This window comes from Streptomyces sp. NPDC087420 (assembly GCF_044744165.1).
GTDB lineage: Bacteria > Actinomycetota > Actinomycetes > Streptomycetales > Streptomycetaceae > Streptomyces.
Genome location: NZ_JBIUXU010000016.1, coordinates 1 through 15,829, shown reverse-complemented (window position 1 = coordinate 15,829; position 15,829 = coordinate 1). Strand labels below are relative to the sequence as shown.

The window sequence follows — 15,829 nt, the reverse complement described above, 5'->3', positions numbered from 1 at the left end:
ACGGTTCACCGAGATCATAAAGGCCCGGCTTTTGATGGCGGAAAGTTCCGTACAACTCTTTTCTTGATCGGCTGGTCTGGATTGATGAGCACACAGAAAGTACTCGTGGAGTTACAGGGGGAAAATTCATGCGTAAATCTCGTCGTGCGGCAATGGCAGCGGCCCTGACCGCGCTCGCCCTCGCAGGAACGACCGTCGCCCTCACCCAGCCCGCCAGCGCCGCACCGGCCGCCGCCGGGCCCCAGGCCGCGTACAACGGGGTCTGCGGCGCCGGCTACAACGTCGTGAACTGGGCGGACATCGCCAAGCAGGGCACGGTGTACCTGACGTACAACGCCAAGACCGGAAAGAACTGTGCGGTGACGATCCGCAAGACCAGCGGTTCGCCGGTATACGTCTTCACCTCTGTGTCCGTACCGGACACATACGATTCCGCGTCCGACGCCGGCGACTACCGTTCGTACGCCGGACCCGTCTACGTCTACGGAAAGGGCTACTGCGTCGACTGGGCCGGTGGCATCACCAACCAGGGGACGTGGACCTACGGCTCGAACTGCGGCGCGCGGGTGGCCACCCGGGTGACGAAGACCGACGGGAAGGCCGTGCGGTCGACGGTCGCGGAGCCGAGCGCGGCGGTCGCGGGCGGTACGCGCTGACGCGTGGGGGCGCCGCCCACTGACTCACCGGGGCGGCATCCGCTGACACACCGGCCGGTCCTCGCGTGCACCGGGGGCCGGCTCGGGTCGTGCGGCGGGCTCGGCTCAGGTCGTGCGGCGGGCCAGGAGCCAGGGCTCGACCACGCCGAGACCTCGGACGGGCCGCTGCCACATCGGCCGGAGCCCGAAGCGGTACGAGGGGGTCTCGCGCCCCTCCTTCTCCGCCTCGGCGGCCGCTTCAGCGGCCCCGGCCTCGGAGGCGGGGGCCTCGCCCGTACGGATCAGGTCCTCCGCGAAGGCGCCGTCGACCAGGACCGTGTCCTTGGGAGCTATCGAGGTGAGCCGGCTCGCGAGGTTCACCGTCGTACCGAAGACATCACCCATGCGGGTGGTGACCGTGCCGAACGCGATCCCGACGCGCAGCGCCGGCATCGTCTCGTCATGGGTCATCGTCTCGATGAGGCGCAGCGCGATCTCGGCGGCGGTGCCGGCGTCGTCCGCCGCGAACAGCACTTCGTCGCCGAGCGTCTTGATCAGCCGGCCGCCGTGCGCGGCGACCAGGTCGGCGGAGGTCGTCTCGAACGCCTCCACCAGCTCGCCCAGCTCCTCCTCCTCCAGCCGACGCGTCAGCCGGGTGAACCCGACGAGGTCGGCGAACCCGACGGCGAGGCGCCGGTCGACCATCTCGTCGTCGTCGGCGGCCTGCACGACGCGCCCGGTGGCGGCGGCGAGCTGGCGGCGCCACACGTAGACGAGGAACTCCTCCAGCTCGGGAAGGAGCAGCTCCACCAGGGGGTACGTGACTTCGGTCCGCGTCATCCCCGGCTCGGGCGGCTCGGTGAGGCCCTCCAGGAACGAGTCGATCTGCCACTCCGCGAGGCGGGCGGTGGTCTGTCCGGTGGACCGCGCGACCTGGATCGCCATGGGCTCGCTGAGCAGCCCCGCCTCCACGAGCCCGGCGAGACGCCGCAGCGCGAGGACGTCGGCCTCGGTGAGGGCCTTGGCCTGCCCGATGTCGGCGAAGCCCATGGCACGCCAGAAGCGGGAGGCGAGGTCCATGGAGACGCCGGCGGTCCTGGCGGCCTGGAAGGGGGTGTAGCGGCGTTCCGCCCCGAGGATGAGCTGCTCAAGCCGGATGGCGAGCGGGTCGTCGGTCGGTTCGGCCGTGTGGTCCACGATGTGGTGGGGCGTGGAGTGGGGCGAGGGGGCGGGGTCGGGCTGCGCGTCTGCTCCGCCCGCGTCGTCGACGGTCACCAGCCGCCTCCTGCCCGTTCCCTGCGCACAGTCCTGCCGATCTGTCGTGGATCGGGCTCAACGATACGACAGGTGTGCGCTGGCTCACGTGCACGGGGCCCTCGGGCGTGGTCCCGCCCCGCACTCGACGCGCCTGGGGGCGCCCCCTTTTTGTCCTCAATCGCCGGACGGGCTTGATTTTGCCCGCTGCGGGGCGGGGGGAGTCGTTCACTTCCCGTCCGGCGTGAGGGGGGCGGGGTCGGAGGAGGTGCGTGTGTCCGGACGTAGAGCGTGTTTTGTGTCGCATGGCGAACGTTAAGGAAACGAGTCGTTGCACGCGACGTAAAACATGCAGTCCGGACATACGTACCTCCGGAGGCCCCGCCCCCCGCCACCACGACAAACCAAGCCCGTCCGGCGATTGAGGACACCTGGCCGGCCGCCGGGCCGGGCCCGCCAGGCCGGGCCCGCCAGGCCCAGGTCAACGCAAATGCACCACGTCACCCGCGCCCACCGGACACCGCACGCCCTCCCCCGTCGCCAGAACAAGGCGTCCGTCCCCGTCGATCGCCACCGCCTCGCCCACAAGCTCCCGCGAACCCGGCAGCACCGCCCGCACCGTACGCCCCAGCGTCGCGCAGGCCGCCGCGTACGCCTCCTGGAGGCCCGACGACGCCGGGTCGCCGTCCGCCTCGCGCCAGTCGCCGTACCACTGCTCCAGCGACCGGAGGACGGACCGCAGCAGCGTGTCCCGGTCCAGGGACACCGCTTCCGCCAGCGCCAGCGACCCCGCGGTCGGGACCGGGAGTTCCGTCGCGCGCAGTGACACGTTCAGGCCGATGCCCACGATCACCGCCTCGCCCCCCGAACGCTCCGCCAGGATCCCGCCCGCCTTGCGCTCCTCGCCGTCCACCGTCACCAGCAGGTCGTTCGGCCACTTGAGGGCCGTGTCGACGCCCGCCGACCGCGCCACCGCCGTCGCCACGGCCACGCCGGTGAGCAGCGGCAGCCACCCCCACCGATGGACGGGCACGTTGTCGCCCGGCGTGAGGAGCACCGAGAAGAAGAGACCCGAGCGCGCCGGCGCCGACCACCGCCGGTCCATCCGCCCCCGCCCCGCCGTCTGCTCCTCGGCGACGAGGACGGCGCCTTCGGCGCGCGAGGACGCCCCGTCCGCGAGGTCCGAGTTGGTCGAGCCTGTCGTCGTGACGACGTCCAAGGACGTCCACAGGCCACCCGGCCGGATGAGCCCGCGCCGCAGCGCCCGTGCGTTCAGCGGCGGGCGCTCCAGGTCGGACCAGCGGCTGTGTGGGGTATCGGGATCGGTCATGCGAGCCACCCTAGATGTGGCAAACACCGCACTGCCGAACCGTATCCGCGCCGATACGCTACGGATCAGTAGCCAGATCAGTTGCCAGACGGATCAGTAGCCAGGCAGACAGCGCAGACAGCAAGGCGGAAAGACACCGCACCCGCAACCCGCAGGGAGCCGCATCCCGATGTCCGAGCCCGAAACCGCCCACACCACCGCGGGCAAGATCGCGGACCTCCAGCACCGTATCGAGGAAGCCACACACGCGGGCTCCGCGCGTGCTGTGGAGAAGCAGCACGCCAAGGGCAAGCTGACGGCCCGTGAACGGGTCGGCCTGCTGCTGGACGAGGGCTCGTTCGTCGAGCTGGACGAGTTCGCCCGGCACCGCTCGACCGCCTTCGGCATCGAGAAGAACCGCCCGTACGGCGACGGCGTGGTGACCGGCTACGGCACGGTCGAGGGCCGCCCGGTCTGCGTCTACTCGCAGGACTTCACGATCTTCGGCGGCTCGCTCGGCGAGGTGTACGGCGAGAAGATCGTGAAGGTCATGGACTTCGCGCTGAAGACCGGCTGCCCCATCATCGGCATCAACGACGGCGGCGGCGCCCGGATCCAGGAGGGCGTGGTGGCCCTCGGCCTCTTCGCCGAGATCTTCCGGCGCAACGTGCACGCCTCCGGAGTGGTCCCGCAGATCAGCCTGATCGTCGGCCCCTGCGCGGGCGGCGCCGTCTACTCGCCCGCCATCACGGACTTCACGGTGATGGTCGACCAGACGTCCCACATGTTCATCACGGGCCCCGACGTCATCAAGACGGTGACCGGCGAGGACGTCGGCTTCGAGGAGCTGGGCGGAGCCCGTACGCACAACACCACGTCCGGCGTGGCGCATCACATGGCGGGGGACGAGAAGGACGCCATCGAATACGTCAAGTCTCTTCTGTCGTACCTCCCTTCGAACAATCTCTCCGAGCCGCCCGCCTTCCCCGAGCAGGCCGCGCTGGAGACGACCGACGAGGACCGCGAGCTCGACACGCTGATCCCGGACTCCGCGAACCAGCCGTACGACATGCACCGCGTGGTCGAGCACGTGCTGGACGACGGTGAATTCCTGGAGACCCAGGCGCTGTTCGCGCCGAACATCCTGACCGGCTTCGGCCGGGTCGAGGGCTGTCCGGTGGGGATCGTCGCCAACCAGCCGATGCAGTTCGCCGGTTGTCTGGACATCAACGCCTCGGAGAAGGCGGCCCGGTTCGTCCGTACGTGTGACGCCTTCAATGTTCCGGTGCTGACGTTCGTGGACGTGCCGGGCTTCCTGCCCGGTGTCGACCAGGAGTACGGCGGCATCATCCGGCGCGGCGCGAAACTGATCTACGCGTACGCGGAGGCCACCGTCCCGCTGATCACGGTGATCACCCGCAAGGCGTTCGGCGGCGCGTACGACGTGATGGGCTCCAAGCACCTCGGCGCGGACCTCAATCTCGCCTGGCCGACGGCCCAGATCGCGGTGATGGGCGCGCAGGGCGCGGTGAACATCCTGCACCGCCGTACGATCGCGGCGGCCGGCGACGAGGCCGCACAGGACGCGGCCAGGGCGGGGCTGATCCAGGAGTACGAGGACGCGCTGCTCAATCCGTACGTGGCCGCCGAGCGCGGGTACGTCGACGCGGTGATCATGCCGTCGGACACCCGGGCGCACCTGGTCAAGGGCTTGCGTCAACTCCGTACGAAGCGGGAAAGCCTGCCTCCCAAGAAGCACGGGAACATTCCGCTCTAGAGGGTCGAGGGCCGGGATGCCGGGAAAGGGAACGTGATGATGATCAAAGTGATACGCGGCAATCCGACTCCGGAGGAGCTGGCCGCGGCCCTGACGGTCGTCCAGGCGCGGGTACGGGCCACGGGCGCGGAGACCGCCCCGCCCCCGCCGCCGGCCGCCTGGTCCGCCCCGGACCGGGTGGTCCGCGAACGGCTTCCCCAGCCGGGCCCGCGCTCCTGGGCCCGTACCTACTGGCCCGGCTGACGGGCGTAGTCCGTGGGGACAGGGCGCCTGAGTACGTGTACTCAGGCGCCCGGGGCGCGATCGCCGGAGGATCGAAGGCATGCTGTGGTCCGACCCGAAGAACGAACCGCCCGAGGAACTGCGCGAGGGGCAGACCATGCTCCACCGCGCCGGAGTGGTCCTCGCGCTCGCGATGATCCTGGCGATGCTCGTGCTGGGTCTGCTCTGAGGTCCATGAGCCCCCCGCCTACCATGGCCCGCATGACCGCTCCCCGCCGCAGGCTCGTGCTCGCCTCCGCCTCTCCCGCCCGCCTCTCCCTGCTCCGTCAGGCCGGGCTCGCGCCCGAGGTGATCGTCAGCGGCGTCGACGAGGACGCGCTGTCCGCCCCGGACCCCGCCGCGCTCGCGCTCCTGCTCGCCGAGGCCAAGGCCACCACCGTGGCGGCCCTCCCGGAGACGGCCGGCGCGCTTGTCGTCGGCTGCGACTCCGTGCTCGACCTGGACGGCGAGGCCCTCGGCAAGCCCGCCGACGCCGAAGAGGCCACCACCCGCTGGAAGTCGATGCGCGGCCGCGAGGGGATCCTCAGGACCGGCCACTGCGTGATCGACACGGCGACCGGCCGCCGCGCGTCCGAGACCGCCTCCACCACCGTCCGCTTCGGCAGCCCCTCGGACGCCGAGATCGCCGCGTACGTCGCCTCGGGCGAGCCGCTCCATGTCGCGGGGTCCTTCACGCTGGACGGCCGCTCGGCGCCGTTCGTCGACTCGATCGACGGCAACCACGGCAACGTGATCGGCCTCTCACTGCCCCTGCTGCGTCGGCTGCTGGCCGAGCACGGGGTGCCGATCACCGATCTCTGGGTCTGAGATCTGTGGGTCTGAGATCTGTGGGTCTGAGATCTGCGGGTCTGAGATCTGTGGGTCTGACGGACCCACCAGCACCAGCACGACCAGCGCCAGCACCACCATCATGAAGAGGAAGGCCGTCCACCCCACCAGCCCCACCGTCAACGCCCCGAGCACGCCGTGCACCACCGCGCAGGTGATCAGCAGGATCCGGCCGAAGCGGCCGGGGGCGCGGTTCGTGAGGGCCGTACGCACCATGGTCACCGCGCACAGGACGAGGAAGAGGGCGGTCACGCCGCCCACCGCCCACGTACCGGCGGACATGGCGTCGGGGTCGAGCCCGGCCAGGGACATCCGCTGGTTGTGGACGACCGTGGCGAGCACCCCGTTGACGAAGACAAATCCGACGGCTTCCACCAGCAGCACGATCGCGGCCACCCAGGCCACGGGTCTGCGTATCACGGCACCACCCTCTCCAGTTGTTACCGCCAGTACGGACGACATCGCGCACGCTACTCACCGGTAAACGGCCGGACAAGGGCTCGGGCAGGGGCAAAGAACCATCTGCCCGTTCGTAGAGAGTCAACAAAGAAACACGATCGAGCGCGGGGCACACTGACAGAGAAACGGACCGCACTCGACCGTTACTGTGCGGGGGAGGATCCGGGCGTACCGTGGTGCCACAAGGGAATTCGCGACTTGGGCAAGCCTCGACTCACGCTCCGTGTGGGCAAGCTCACCACTGGGGACGGGTCGAGGGGGCGTGTCGGCAGTCCCTAAACTCAGCTTGTTCCAAGGAGGGAGCCATCGTGCGCAAGGTGCTCATCGCCAACCGAGGCGAAATCGCTGTCCGCGTCGCCCGTGCCTGCCGGGACGCCGGAATCGGGAGCGTAGCCGTCTACGCCGATCCGGACCGGGATGCCCTGCATGTCCGCGCGGCCGACGAGGCGTTCGCCCTGGGCGGTGACACCCCGGCCACCAGCTATCTGGACATGGCCAAGGTGCTCGGGGCCGCGAAGGACTCGGGAGCGGACGCGGTCCACCCCGGCTACGGGTTCCTCTCCGAGAACGCGGAATTCGCCCAGGCCGTCCTCGACGCCGGGCTGACGTGGATCGGCCCGCCGCCGCAGGCCATCCGTGACCTCGGCGACAAGGTCGCCGCGCGGCACATCGCGCAGCGCGCGGGCGCCCCGCTGGTCGCGGGCACCCCCGATCCGGTCTCCGGCTCGGACGAGGTCGTGACGTTCGCGGAGAAGAACGGACTGCCGATCGCGATCAAGGCGGCGTTCGGCGGGGGCGGGCGCGGGCTCAAGGTCGCCCGCACCCTGGAGGAGATCCCCGAGCTGTACGACTCCGCCGTACGCGAGGCCGTCGCCGCCTTCGGGCGGGGCGAGTGCTTCGTGGAGCGCTATCTCGACAAGCCCCGGCACGTCGAGACGCAGTGCCTGGCCGACACGCACGGCAACGTGGTCGTCGTCTCCACCCGTGACTGCTCGCTCCAGCGCCGCCACCAGAAGCTGGTCGAGGAAGCGCCGGCGCCGTTCCTGAGCGAGGCGCAGAACGCGCAGCTGTACGCCGCGTCGAAGGCCATCCTCAAGGAGGCCGGGTATGTCGGCGCGGGGACCGTCGAGTTCCTCGTCGGGGCCGACGGCACGATCTCCTTCCTGGAGGTCAACACCCGTCTCCAGGTGGAGCACCCGGTCACCGAGGAGGTCACCGGGATCGACCTGGTCCGCGAGATGTTCCGGATCGCCGACGGCGAGGCGCTGGGGTACGGAGACCCGGCGGTGCGCGGTCACTCCTTCGAGTTCCGTATCAACGGCGAGGACCCGGGCCGGGGCTTCCTGCCCGCGCCCGGCACCGTCACCACGTTCGCCCCGCCCAGCGGCCCCGGTGTCCGCCTGGACGCGGGCGTCGAGTCCGGCAGCGTGATCGGCCCGGCGTGGGACTCCCTGCTCGCCAAGCTGATCATCACCGGCGCCACCCGCGAGCAGGCGCTCCAGCGCGCGGCGCGCGCGCTCGCCGAGTTCGACGTGCAGGGCATGGCCACGGCGATCCCCTTCCACCGCGCGGTGGTCGTGGACCCGGCCTTCACCGCCGACCCGTTCACGATCCACACGCGGTGGATCGAGACGGAGTTCGTCAACACCGTCCCGGCGTTCGCGGTGGCGGCCGACGCGGACGAGGACGAGTCGGGCCGCGAGACGATCGTGGTCGAGGTGGGCGGCAAGCGCCTGGAGGTCTCGCTGCCGATCAGCCTGGGCATGACCCTGGCGCGTACGGGTCTGGCGGCCGGCGCCCGCCCCAAGCGCCGGGCGGCCAAGAAGTCCGGCCCCGCCGCCTCCGGCGACTCCCTCGCGTCCCCGATGCAGGGCACGATCGTCAAGGTCGCGGTGGAGGAGGGCCAGGAGGTCAAGGAGGGCGAGCTGATCGTCGTCCTGGAGGCCATGAAGATGGAACAGCCCCTGAACGCCCACCGCTCGGGCACGGTCAAGGGCCTGAACGCCACGGTCGGCTCCTCGGTCACCTCGGGCGCCCTGATCTGCGAGATCAAGGACTGACGCGCCCGTCACCACCCTCCCTTCCGCCCCCGCCGGGTGTTCCTGGCGGGGGCGGGGCCGTGTCGCGGGACGTGGCGCCGGAGCGGGGCGGTGGCATCCTTGGGGCGACGGGGGCCGGTTCGCGGGCCGCCGGTGGGGAGACGAGGAGTCCGCATGACGGCGAGGAGTACGGCGCAGGCGCCGCCCCGGCCCATGCGCGCCGACGCGCGCCGCAACTACGAGCGGTTGCTCACGGAGGCCCGGAGCAGTTTCGCGGCACACGGCACGGACGCCTCGCTGGAGGTCGTGGCGCGGCGGGCGGGCGTGGGCATCGGCACGCTCTACCGCCACTTCCCCACCCGGCAGGCCCTGCTGAGCGCGGTCTTCCAGGAGGCGCTGGCCTCGTTGCTGGAGCGCTCGCGTGAACTGGCCGGGGCCGAGCAGCCGTGCGGCGCGCTGGTCGAGTGGCTGCGGGCGCTGATCACCCACGCGGGTGAGTACCGCGGCCTCTCCCGCGCGCTCATGTCGGCGTCGCACGACGAGAGTTCGGCGCTGTCGCAGTGCAGCGTGCCGCTGCGGGCGGCGGGCGAGCGGCTGCTCGTACGGGCGCAGCGGGGCGGTCACGTACGGCCCGAGGTCTCGATCGACGACCTGATGCAGCTGACAAACGCGATCGCCCTGGCAGCCGAACAGTCCCCGACGGACCCGGCCCTGGCCGACCGCCTCCTGACGCTGACCCTGACGGGCCTGAAACCGACCGTCACCTCAAGCCCGTCCGGCGATTGAGGACACCACGACCCGCACCGGTCAACGGCCGGGCAGACCGCCGTCCGCGTATCGAGCCCGTCCGGCGATTGAGGACAAAAGCCGGCCGCACCGCGCTCAACGGCGCCGCATATCCGCCACCCTCGCCCGCTCCGACGGCTCCGCCAAGGCCGCCGCCGCCGCCGCGCTACGGAGCTGCGGACCCGGGCCACCAGGTGTGTGCGTACGACGCTGGCCGGGAAGGGGTACGTCCCGGCGGGACCGGCCACCCGGCGGGACGCCCTCACCCGACGGGGAGCCGGATCCCGCGGGCCCCGCGCCCGCGACCGTGATCTGCACGCCCTGGTCGGCGAGCGCCTGGAGCTCTGTCCCCGCGCGGTCGTCGTGCGCGGGCGGTTCGTCGGTGACCAGCCGGCTGATCAGGTCGGTCGGCACCGTCTGGAACATGGTGTCCGTACCGAGCTTGGTGTGGTCGGCCAGGACGACGACCTCAGCCGCCGCCTGCACCAGCGCCCGGTCGACGCTCGCCGAGAGCATGTTGGAGGTGGACAGGCCGCGCTCGGCCGTCAGCCCGCTCCCGGAGAGGAACGCGCGGCTGACCCGCAGCCCCTGGAGGGACTGCTCGGCCCCGCTGCCGACCAGCGCGTAGTTGGACCCGCGCAGCGTGCCGCCCGTCATGACGACCTCGACGCGATTGGCGTGCGCCAGGGCCTGGGCGACCAGCAGGGAGTTGGTGACGACGGTCAGACCGGGGATCCGCGCGAGCCGGCGGGCCAGCTCCTGCGTGGTCGTACCGGCGCCGACGACGACGGCCTCGCCCTCTTCGACGAGACTCGCGGCGAGGTCGGCGATGGCGGTCTTCTCCGCCGTTGCGAGACGGGACTTTTGCGGAAAGCCGGATTCTCGCGTGAATCCGCCCGGCAGTACCGCACCGCCGTGCCGGCGGTCGAGGAGTCCTTCTGCCTCCAGCGCCCGCACGTCCCGCCGGACGGTCACTTCGGAGGTCTGGACGACACGGGCGAGCTCACGGAGCGACACGGCCCCGTTGGCGCGCACCATTTCGAGAATCAGTTGGCGACGTTCTGCAGCGAACACGAAACTGACAGTAACCCCAACGACCGTCTGCTTTCAGCAGTTTGCGGCGAATAACAGAAGTTGTACACAGACGAGCGTCCCAAGTGGTATTGGACGATCGATACGCTCGCGGTCAGGCCCCCGGGAGCGCCCGCGCGGTCAGGCCTCTTCGGCCGCCCTCTTCGTGTGCAACTGCCGCGCCACCTCGGCGATCGAGCCCGACAGGGACGGGTAGACCGTGAAGGTGTTCGCGATCTGCTCGACGGTGAGGCTGTTGTCCACGGCGACCGCGATGGGGTGGATCAGCTCGCTCGCCCGCGGGGCGACCACCACCCCGCCGACCACGATTCCCGTACCGGGACGAGCGAATATCTTGACGAAGCCGTCCCTGATGCCCTGCATCTTGGCGCGCGGGTTGCGCAGCAGCGGCAGCTTGACGACCCGGGCCTCGATCTTGCCGCTGTCGACGTCCGACTGGCTGTAGCCGACGGTCGCGATCTCCGGGTCCGTGAAGACGTTCGACGAGACCGTCTTGAGGTTCAGCGGGGCCACCGCGTCCCCCAGGAAGTGGTACATCGCGATACGGCCCTGCATCGCCGCGACGGACGCGAGGGCGAAGATGCCGGTCACGTCACCGGCCGCGTAGACGCCGGGTGCGGACGTACGGGAGACCCGGTCGGTCTTGATGTGGCCCGAGTCCTTCACCACGACGCCGGCCTCCTTGAGGCCCATCCCGCGCGTGTTGGGGATCGCGCCGACCGCCATCAGGCAGTGCGTGCCGGAGATGACCCGGCCGTCCGAGAGCGTCACCTCGACACGGTCGCCGACCCGCTTGACGGCCTCGGCGCGCGAGCGGGACATCACGTTCATGCCCCGGCGGCGGAAGACGTCCTCCAGGACGGCGGCGGCGTCCGGGTCCTCGCCCGGCAGCACCCGGTCGCGGGAGGAGACGAGCGTCACGCGGGAGCCGAGCGCCTGGTACGCGCCGGCGAACTCCGCGCCCGTGACACCCGACCCGACCACGATCAGCTCCTCGGGAAGCTCGTCGAGGTCGTACACCTGGGTCCAGTTGAGGATCCGCTCGCCGTCCGGCTGCGCGTCCGGGATCTCCCGGGGGTGCGCGCCGGTCGCGATCAGGACGGCGTCGGCGGTCAGCGACTCCTCCGTGCCGTCCACCGCCCGCACGATGACCTGGCGCGAGCCGTCCACGGCCTGCCGGCCGTCGAGCCGCCCACGGCCGCGCATGACGCGCGCGCCGGCCCGGGTGACAGAGGCGGTGATGTCGTGGGACTGGGCGAGGGCGAGCCGCTTCACCCGCCGGTTGACCTTGCCGAGGTCGACGCCGACAACCCGCGCCTTCTGTTCGAGGGGAGGCGTGTCGTCCGCGACGATGATCCCCAGTTCCTCGTACGAGGAGTCGAAGGACGTCATCACCTCGGCCGTCGCGATGAGCGTCTTCGACGGCACGCAGTCGGTCAGCACCGACGCGCCGCCGAGCCCGTCGCAGTCGACGACCGTCACCTCCGCGCCGAGCTGGGCGCCCACCAGGGCCGCCTCGTAGCCGCCGGGTCCGCCGCCGATGATCACGATCCGGGTCACGAAAAAGTCCGCCTCGCATGGTCGACCCGGCCCATCGACACCCCGGCCGGGGTTCCGGGGGTGTCCCCGGGGGATGCAGTCGTACCCCATTGTCCCGCACGCGCCAAGTGGATTCGTCCCCGCCCGCCAGGTTCCTCCGTCCGAAGATCACCCGCCATCCGTTCGGGCGTCCTGACGGTGCACCGGCGGCCACGCCCCCACCTCCCGTACCCTCGGACCCATGTCGCTCTACGCCGCCTACGCCGGCAACCTCGACGCGCGGCTGATGTCCCGCCGCGCCCCGCACTCACCGTTGCGCGGGACCGGCTGGCTCAACGGCTGGCGGCTCACCTTCGGTGGGGAGCAGATGGGCTGGGAGGGGGCGCTGGCCACGATCGTGGAAGCGCCGCGTTCCCAGGTCTTCGTCGCGCTGTACGACATCGCGCCGATGGACGAGGACTCGATGGACCGCTGGGAGGGTGTCGGCCTCGACATCTACCGGCGGATGCGGGTGCGCGTGGACACGCTGGACGGCGAGGAGCCGACCTGGCTGTACGTCCTGAACGGGTACGAGGGCGGCCTGCCGTCCGCCCGCTATCTGGGCGAGCTGGCCGACGCGGCGGATTCGGCGGGCGCGCCGCACGACTATGTGATGGAGCTGCGCAAGCGCCCCTGTTGAGCGGGGGCGGGGGTACGGGCAGGGCGTGCGACGGGGGTACGGGCGGAGCGTGCGGCCCGGCAGTTCGGCCGGATCAGCCCTGACCGCCGTACGCCCGGATCAGCCTTTGTCGTCGTACGGACAGATCGTCGTCACGTGCCGTACCTACAGATCAGGCCTCCCCGCCACGCAGACGGATCAACCTTTTGTCGGAAACGACACGTTAACGATCCCGGCACCGTCCCACCCGTCATCTACGCGCGTAGGGCACGACCGGCTACGCTCATCCGCGTGAACGCATCTGTTAACCCGGCCTTCGCCGACGGACCTGCCGACCCCCACGCCGCCGCAGCCGAGGCCGCCGGCCTCCTGCGCGAGCTCACCGGCGCCGAAACCCACGACGTGGCCCTCGTGATGGGCTCGGGATGGGGGCCGGCCGTCGACGCGCTCGGAGAACCCGAGGCGGACTTCCCGGTGACCGAACTACCCGGGTTCCCGGCGCCCGCGGTCGCAGGCCACGGCGGCAGGATCCGGTCGTACAAGATCGCCGAGAAGCGCGCGCTGGTCTTCCTGGGCCGTACGCACTACTACGAGGGCCGCGGGGTCGCCGCCGTCGCGCACGGCGTCCGTACCGCCGTCGCCGCGGGCTGCAAGACCGTCGTCCTCACCAACGGCTGCGGCGGGCTGCGCGAGGGCATGCGCCCCGGCCAGCCGGTCCTGATCAGCGACCACATCAACCTGACGGCGGTGTCCCCGATCGTCGGCGCGCACTTCGTGGACCTGACGGACCTGTACTCCCCCCGGCTGCGCACGCTCTGCAAGGAGATCGACCCGGCGCTGGAGGAGGGCGTGTACGTCCAGTTCCCCGGGCCGCACTACGAGACCCCCGCCGAGATCAACATGGTCCGGGTGATGGGCGGCGACCTGGTCGGCATGTCCACGGTGCTGGAGGCGATCGCGGCGCGCGAGGCCGGCGCGGAGGTGCTCGGCATCTCGCTGGTCACCAACCTGGCGGCGGGGCTCTCGGGCGAGCCGCTGAACCACGAGGAGGTCCTCCGGGCGGGCCGCGACTCGGCGACGCAGATGGGGGCGTTGCTGGCGCGGGTGCTGGAACGGGTGTGACGCGTGTGACGCGTCCGGCGGGTCTGTCGGGCCCGGCACGTCTGGCTTAGGGTCACATCTCCGGGGCCGCTCCGGTCGCGCGTACCCGTCAGCCGGACACCGGTCCGCATCCCTCTGTCCCTGTCTCCCTCTGTCCCTGTCTCCCTCCTTCCCCGCATCCCTCCGTCCCTGTCTCCCTCCATCCCCAGCCGTCACTCTCCAGCCCTCACTCCCCAGCCCAGGCGCCGTTCCGGCGCGAGGAGGTATCGCCCACCGTGCAGCAGGACATCGTCACGCGTGCCAAGGCCTGGCTGGCCGAGGATCCGGACGGGGACACCCGGGCCGAACTCGCCGCGCTCATCGACGCGGGAGACCTGGACGCCCTGACCGAACGCTTCTCCGGCACGCTCCAGTTCGGCACCGCCGGGCTGCGCGGCGAACTGGGCGCCGGACCGATGCGGATGAACCGCGCCGTGGTGATCCGGGCGGCGGCCGGCCTCGCCGCGTACCTCAAGGCGCGCGGGGACGGCGGCGGACTGGTGGTCGTCGGGTACGACGCCCGCTACAAGTCCGCGGACTTCGCGCGCGACACCGCGGCAGTGATGACCGGCGCGGGCCTGCGCGCCGCCGTGCTGCCGCGTCCGCTGCCGACCCCCGTCCTGGCCTTCGCCGTACGGCATCTCGGCGCGGTCGCCGGGGTCGAGGTCACCGCCAGCCACAACCCGCCCCGGGACAACGGCTACAAGGTGTACCTGGGCGACGGCTCCCAGATCGTGCCGCCCTCCGACGGCGAGATCGCGGCCGAGATCGCGGCGGTCGGCCCGCTGGCCGGCGTACCGCGGCCCGAGGACGGCTGGGAGATCCTCGGGGACGAGGTCCTGGACGCGTATCTCGCCCGTACGGACACGGTCCTGACGGCCGGCTCGCCGCGGACGGCGCGGGTCGTGCACACCGCGCTGCACGGCGTCGGTACGGAGACGCTCCTCGCGGCCTTCGCGCGCGCGGGCTTCCCCGCGCCCACCCTGGTCGCCGAACAGGCGGACCCGGACCCGGCGTTCCCGACGGTGGCCTTCCCCAACCCGGAGGAGCCGGGCGCGATGGACCTGGCGTTCACGACCGCGCGGCGGGTACGGCCGGATCTGATCATCGCCAACGACCCCGACGCGGACCGCTGCGCGGTGGCCGTTCCCGACGAGCAGGCCGAGGGCGGCGCGGGCTGGCGGACGCTGCGGGGCGACGAACTGGGCGTGCTGCTCGCGGCGCACCTGGTGAACAAGGGCGTGCGCGGCACGTTCGCCGCCTCGATCGTCTCGTCCTCGCTGCTCGGCCGGATCGCGGAGGCGGCGGGGGCCGGGTACGAGGAGACGCTGACCGGCTTCAAGTGGATCGCGCGGGTCGAGGGCCTGCGGTACGGGTACGAGGAGGCGCTGGGCTACTGCGTCGACCCCGGCGGCGTACGCGACAAGGACGGCATCACGGCGGCGCTGCTGGTGGCGGAGCTGGCGTCCGAGCTGAAGTCCCAGGGCCGTACGCTCGGCGACCTGCTGGACGACCTCGCGCTCGCGCACGGGCTGCACGCGACGGACCAGCTATCCGTACGGGTCACGGACCTGTCCCTGATCGCGGACGCGATGCGCCAACTGCGGGAGCGGCCGCCGGTGACGCTGGCGGGGCTGGCCGTGGTCTCGGCGGAGGACCTGAACGAGGGCGGTGGGCTGCCGCCCACGGACGGGTTGCGTTACGTCGTGGAGGGCGAGGGGTATCGGGGGCGGGTGGTGGTGCGCCCGAGCGGCACGGAGCCGAAGATCAAGTGCTACTTGGAGGTCGTGGTGGGGGTGTCCTCGCGGGGCGCGCTGGCTCGGGCGCGGGCGTCTGCGACGGGCGTGCTGTTGTCTTTGAAGCGGGATGTTGCGGGGGCGGCGGGCCTTCGGTAGCCGTCCGCCACGGTGTCCGTTGCCGGACGGGCTTGTTTCTGGCGTCTGCCCGGTGCGTTTGGCGCGGCTTACTGCTTGTCCTCAATCGCCGGACGGGCTTGGGTGTGCCGTGGTGACGGGGGGCGGGGCCTCCGGA

15 protein-coding genes are annotated in these 15,829 nt (G+C 71.4%); 10 read left to right on the top strand and 5 right to left on the bottom strand.

Translation table 11 applies throughout. From position 1 onward, the window contains the following. Positions 1–128 precede the first annotated feature (128 nt). The gene (locus tag ACIO1C_RS30055) at positions 129–656 is read left to right on the top strand and encodes a spore-associated protein A (protein ID WP_401869256.1); all 528 of its coding nucleotides are present in this window, start codon (positions 129–131) and stop codon (positions 654–656) included. Between the two features lie 105 nt (positions 657–761). On the opposite strand, the gene ACIO1C_RS30050 is transcribed toward ACIO1C_RS30055, so the two are convergent. Together ACIO1C_RS30050 and ACIO1C_RS30045 are read right to left on the bottom strand one after the other, a co-directional pair. Beyond that, positions 762–1,910: an adenylate/guanylate cyclase domain-containing protein gene (locus ACIO1C_RS30050; RefSeq protein ID WP_401869253.1), complete on the bottom strand. Its 1,149-nt coding sequence runs from the start codon at positions 1,908–1,910 to the stop codon at positions 762–764. Between the two features lie 460 nt (positions 1,911–2,370). Then, a complete protein-coding gene (locus tag ACIO1C_RS30045) occupies positions 2,371–3,219 on the bottom strand; it encodes a biotin--[acetyl-CoA-carboxylase] ligase (protein WP_401869250.1) in 849 nt (282 codons plus the stop codon). Between the two features lie 169 nt (positions 3,220–3,388). Between ACIO1C_RS30045 and ACIO1C_RS30040 the strand changes: the two genes are divergently transcribed. The 4 genes from ACIO1C_RS30040 to ACIO1C_RS30025 all read left to right on the top strand — a co-directional run bounded on the left by ACIO1C_RS30040 (position 3,389) and on the right by ACIO1C_RS30025 (position 6,064). Beyond that, positions 3,389–4,975, top strand: coding sequence for an acyl-CoA carboxylase subunit beta (locus ACIO1C_RS30040; RefSeq protein WP_401869248.1), 1,587 nt, complete (start codon positions 3,389–3,391; stop codon positions 4,973–4,975). Between the two features lie 36 nt (positions 4,976–5,011). Beyond that, entirely contained in the window at positions 5,012–5,218 is a 207-nt protein-coding gene (locus ACIO1C_RS30035; protein WP_401869245.1) for an acyl-CoA carboxylase subunit epsilon, read from the top strand. A gap of 79 nt (positions 5,219–5,297) precedes the next feature. Further along, positions 5,298–5,426 (top strand): morphogenic membrane protein MmpB, encoded by a 129-nt coding sequence (gene mmpB, locus ACIO1C_RS30030; protein WP_401869242.1) that lies wholly within the window; start codon positions 5,298–5,300, stop codon positions 5,424–5,426. A gap of 23 nt (positions 5,427–5,449) precedes the next feature. Then, the gene (locus tag ACIO1C_RS30025; protein WP_401869677.1) at positions 5,450–6,064 is read left to right on the top strand and encodes a nucleoside triphosphate pyrophosphatase; all 615 of its coding nucleotides are present in this window, start codon (positions 5,450–5,452) and stop codon (positions 6,062–6,064) included. Here the strand turns inward: ACIO1C_RS30025 and ACIO1C_RS30020 are convergent. Continuing rightward, positions 5,999–6,547: a hypothetical protein gene (locus ACIO1C_RS30020; protein WP_401869239.1), complete on the bottom strand. Its 549-nt coding sequence runs from the start codon at positions 6,545–6,547 to the stop codon at positions 5,999–6,001. The two genes, ACIO1C_RS30025 and ACIO1C_RS30020, sit on opposite strands and share 66 nt — an antisense overlap. Positions 6,548–6,852: 305 nt before the next feature. Between ACIO1C_RS30020 and ACIO1C_RS30015 the strand changes: the two genes are divergently transcribed. Further along, positions 6,853–8,604 carry an acetyl/propionyl/methylcrotonyl-CoA carboxylase subunit alpha gene (locus tag ACIO1C_RS30015; RefSeq protein WP_401869236.1) on the top strand — a complete coding sequence of 584 codons (1,752 nt, stop codon included), beginning with the start codon at positions 6,853–6,855 and terminating at the stop codon, positions 8,602–8,604. Positions 8,605–8,757: 153 nt separating this feature from the next. Beyond that, positions 8,758–9,369, top strand: a complete 612-nt coding sequence (locus ACIO1C_RS30010) for a TetR/AcrR family transcriptional regulator (RefSeq protein ID WP_401869233.1) — start codon at positions 8,758–8,760, stop codon at positions 9,367–9,369. 96 nt (positions 9,370–9,465) lie between these two features. Here the strand turns inward: ACIO1C_RS30010 and ACIO1C_RS30005 are convergent, their stop codons facing one another. Together ACIO1C_RS30005 and ACIO1C_RS30000 are read right to left on the bottom strand one after the other, a co-directional pair. Next, entirely contained in the window at positions 9,466–10,443 is a 978-nt protein-coding gene (locus ACIO1C_RS30005) for a DeoR/GlpR family DNA-binding transcription regulator (protein ID WP_401869230.1), read from the bottom strand. Between the two features lie 138 nt (positions 10,444–10,581). Further along, positions 10,582–12,021 (bottom strand): NAD(P)H-quinone dehydrogenase, encoded by a 1,440-nt coding sequence (locus tag ACIO1C_RS30000; RefSeq protein ID WP_401869227.1) that lies wholly within the window; start codon positions 12,019–12,021, stop codon positions 10,582–10,584. A 220-nt stretch (positions 12,022–12,241) separates the two neighbouring features. On the opposite strand from ACIO1C_RS30000, the gene ACIO1C_RS29995 reads away from it, so the two are divergent. The 3 genes from ACIO1C_RS29995 (at position 12,242) to ACIO1C_RS29985 (ending at position 15,693) form a co-directional block, all read left to right on the top strand. Next, entirely contained in the window at positions 12,242–12,679 is a 438-nt protein-coding gene (locus ACIO1C_RS29995; protein ID WP_161309502.1) for a gamma-glutamylcyclotransferase, read from the top strand. Between the two features lie 270 nt (positions 12,680–12,949). After that, complete coding sequence (locus ACIO1C_RS29990) at positions 12,950–13,780, top strand: purine-nucleoside phosphorylase (protein ID WP_401869224.1); 831 nt, start codon at positions 12,950–12,952, stop codon at positions 13,778–13,780. A 254-nt stretch (positions 13,781–14,034) separates the two neighbouring features. Beyond that, complete coding sequence (locus tag ACIO1C_RS29985; protein ID WP_401869221.1) at positions 14,035–15,693, top strand: phospho-sugar mutase; 1,659 nt, start codon at positions 14,035–14,037, stop codon at positions 15,691–15,693. The last annotated feature ends 136 nt before the right edge of the window (positions 15,694–15,829 follow it).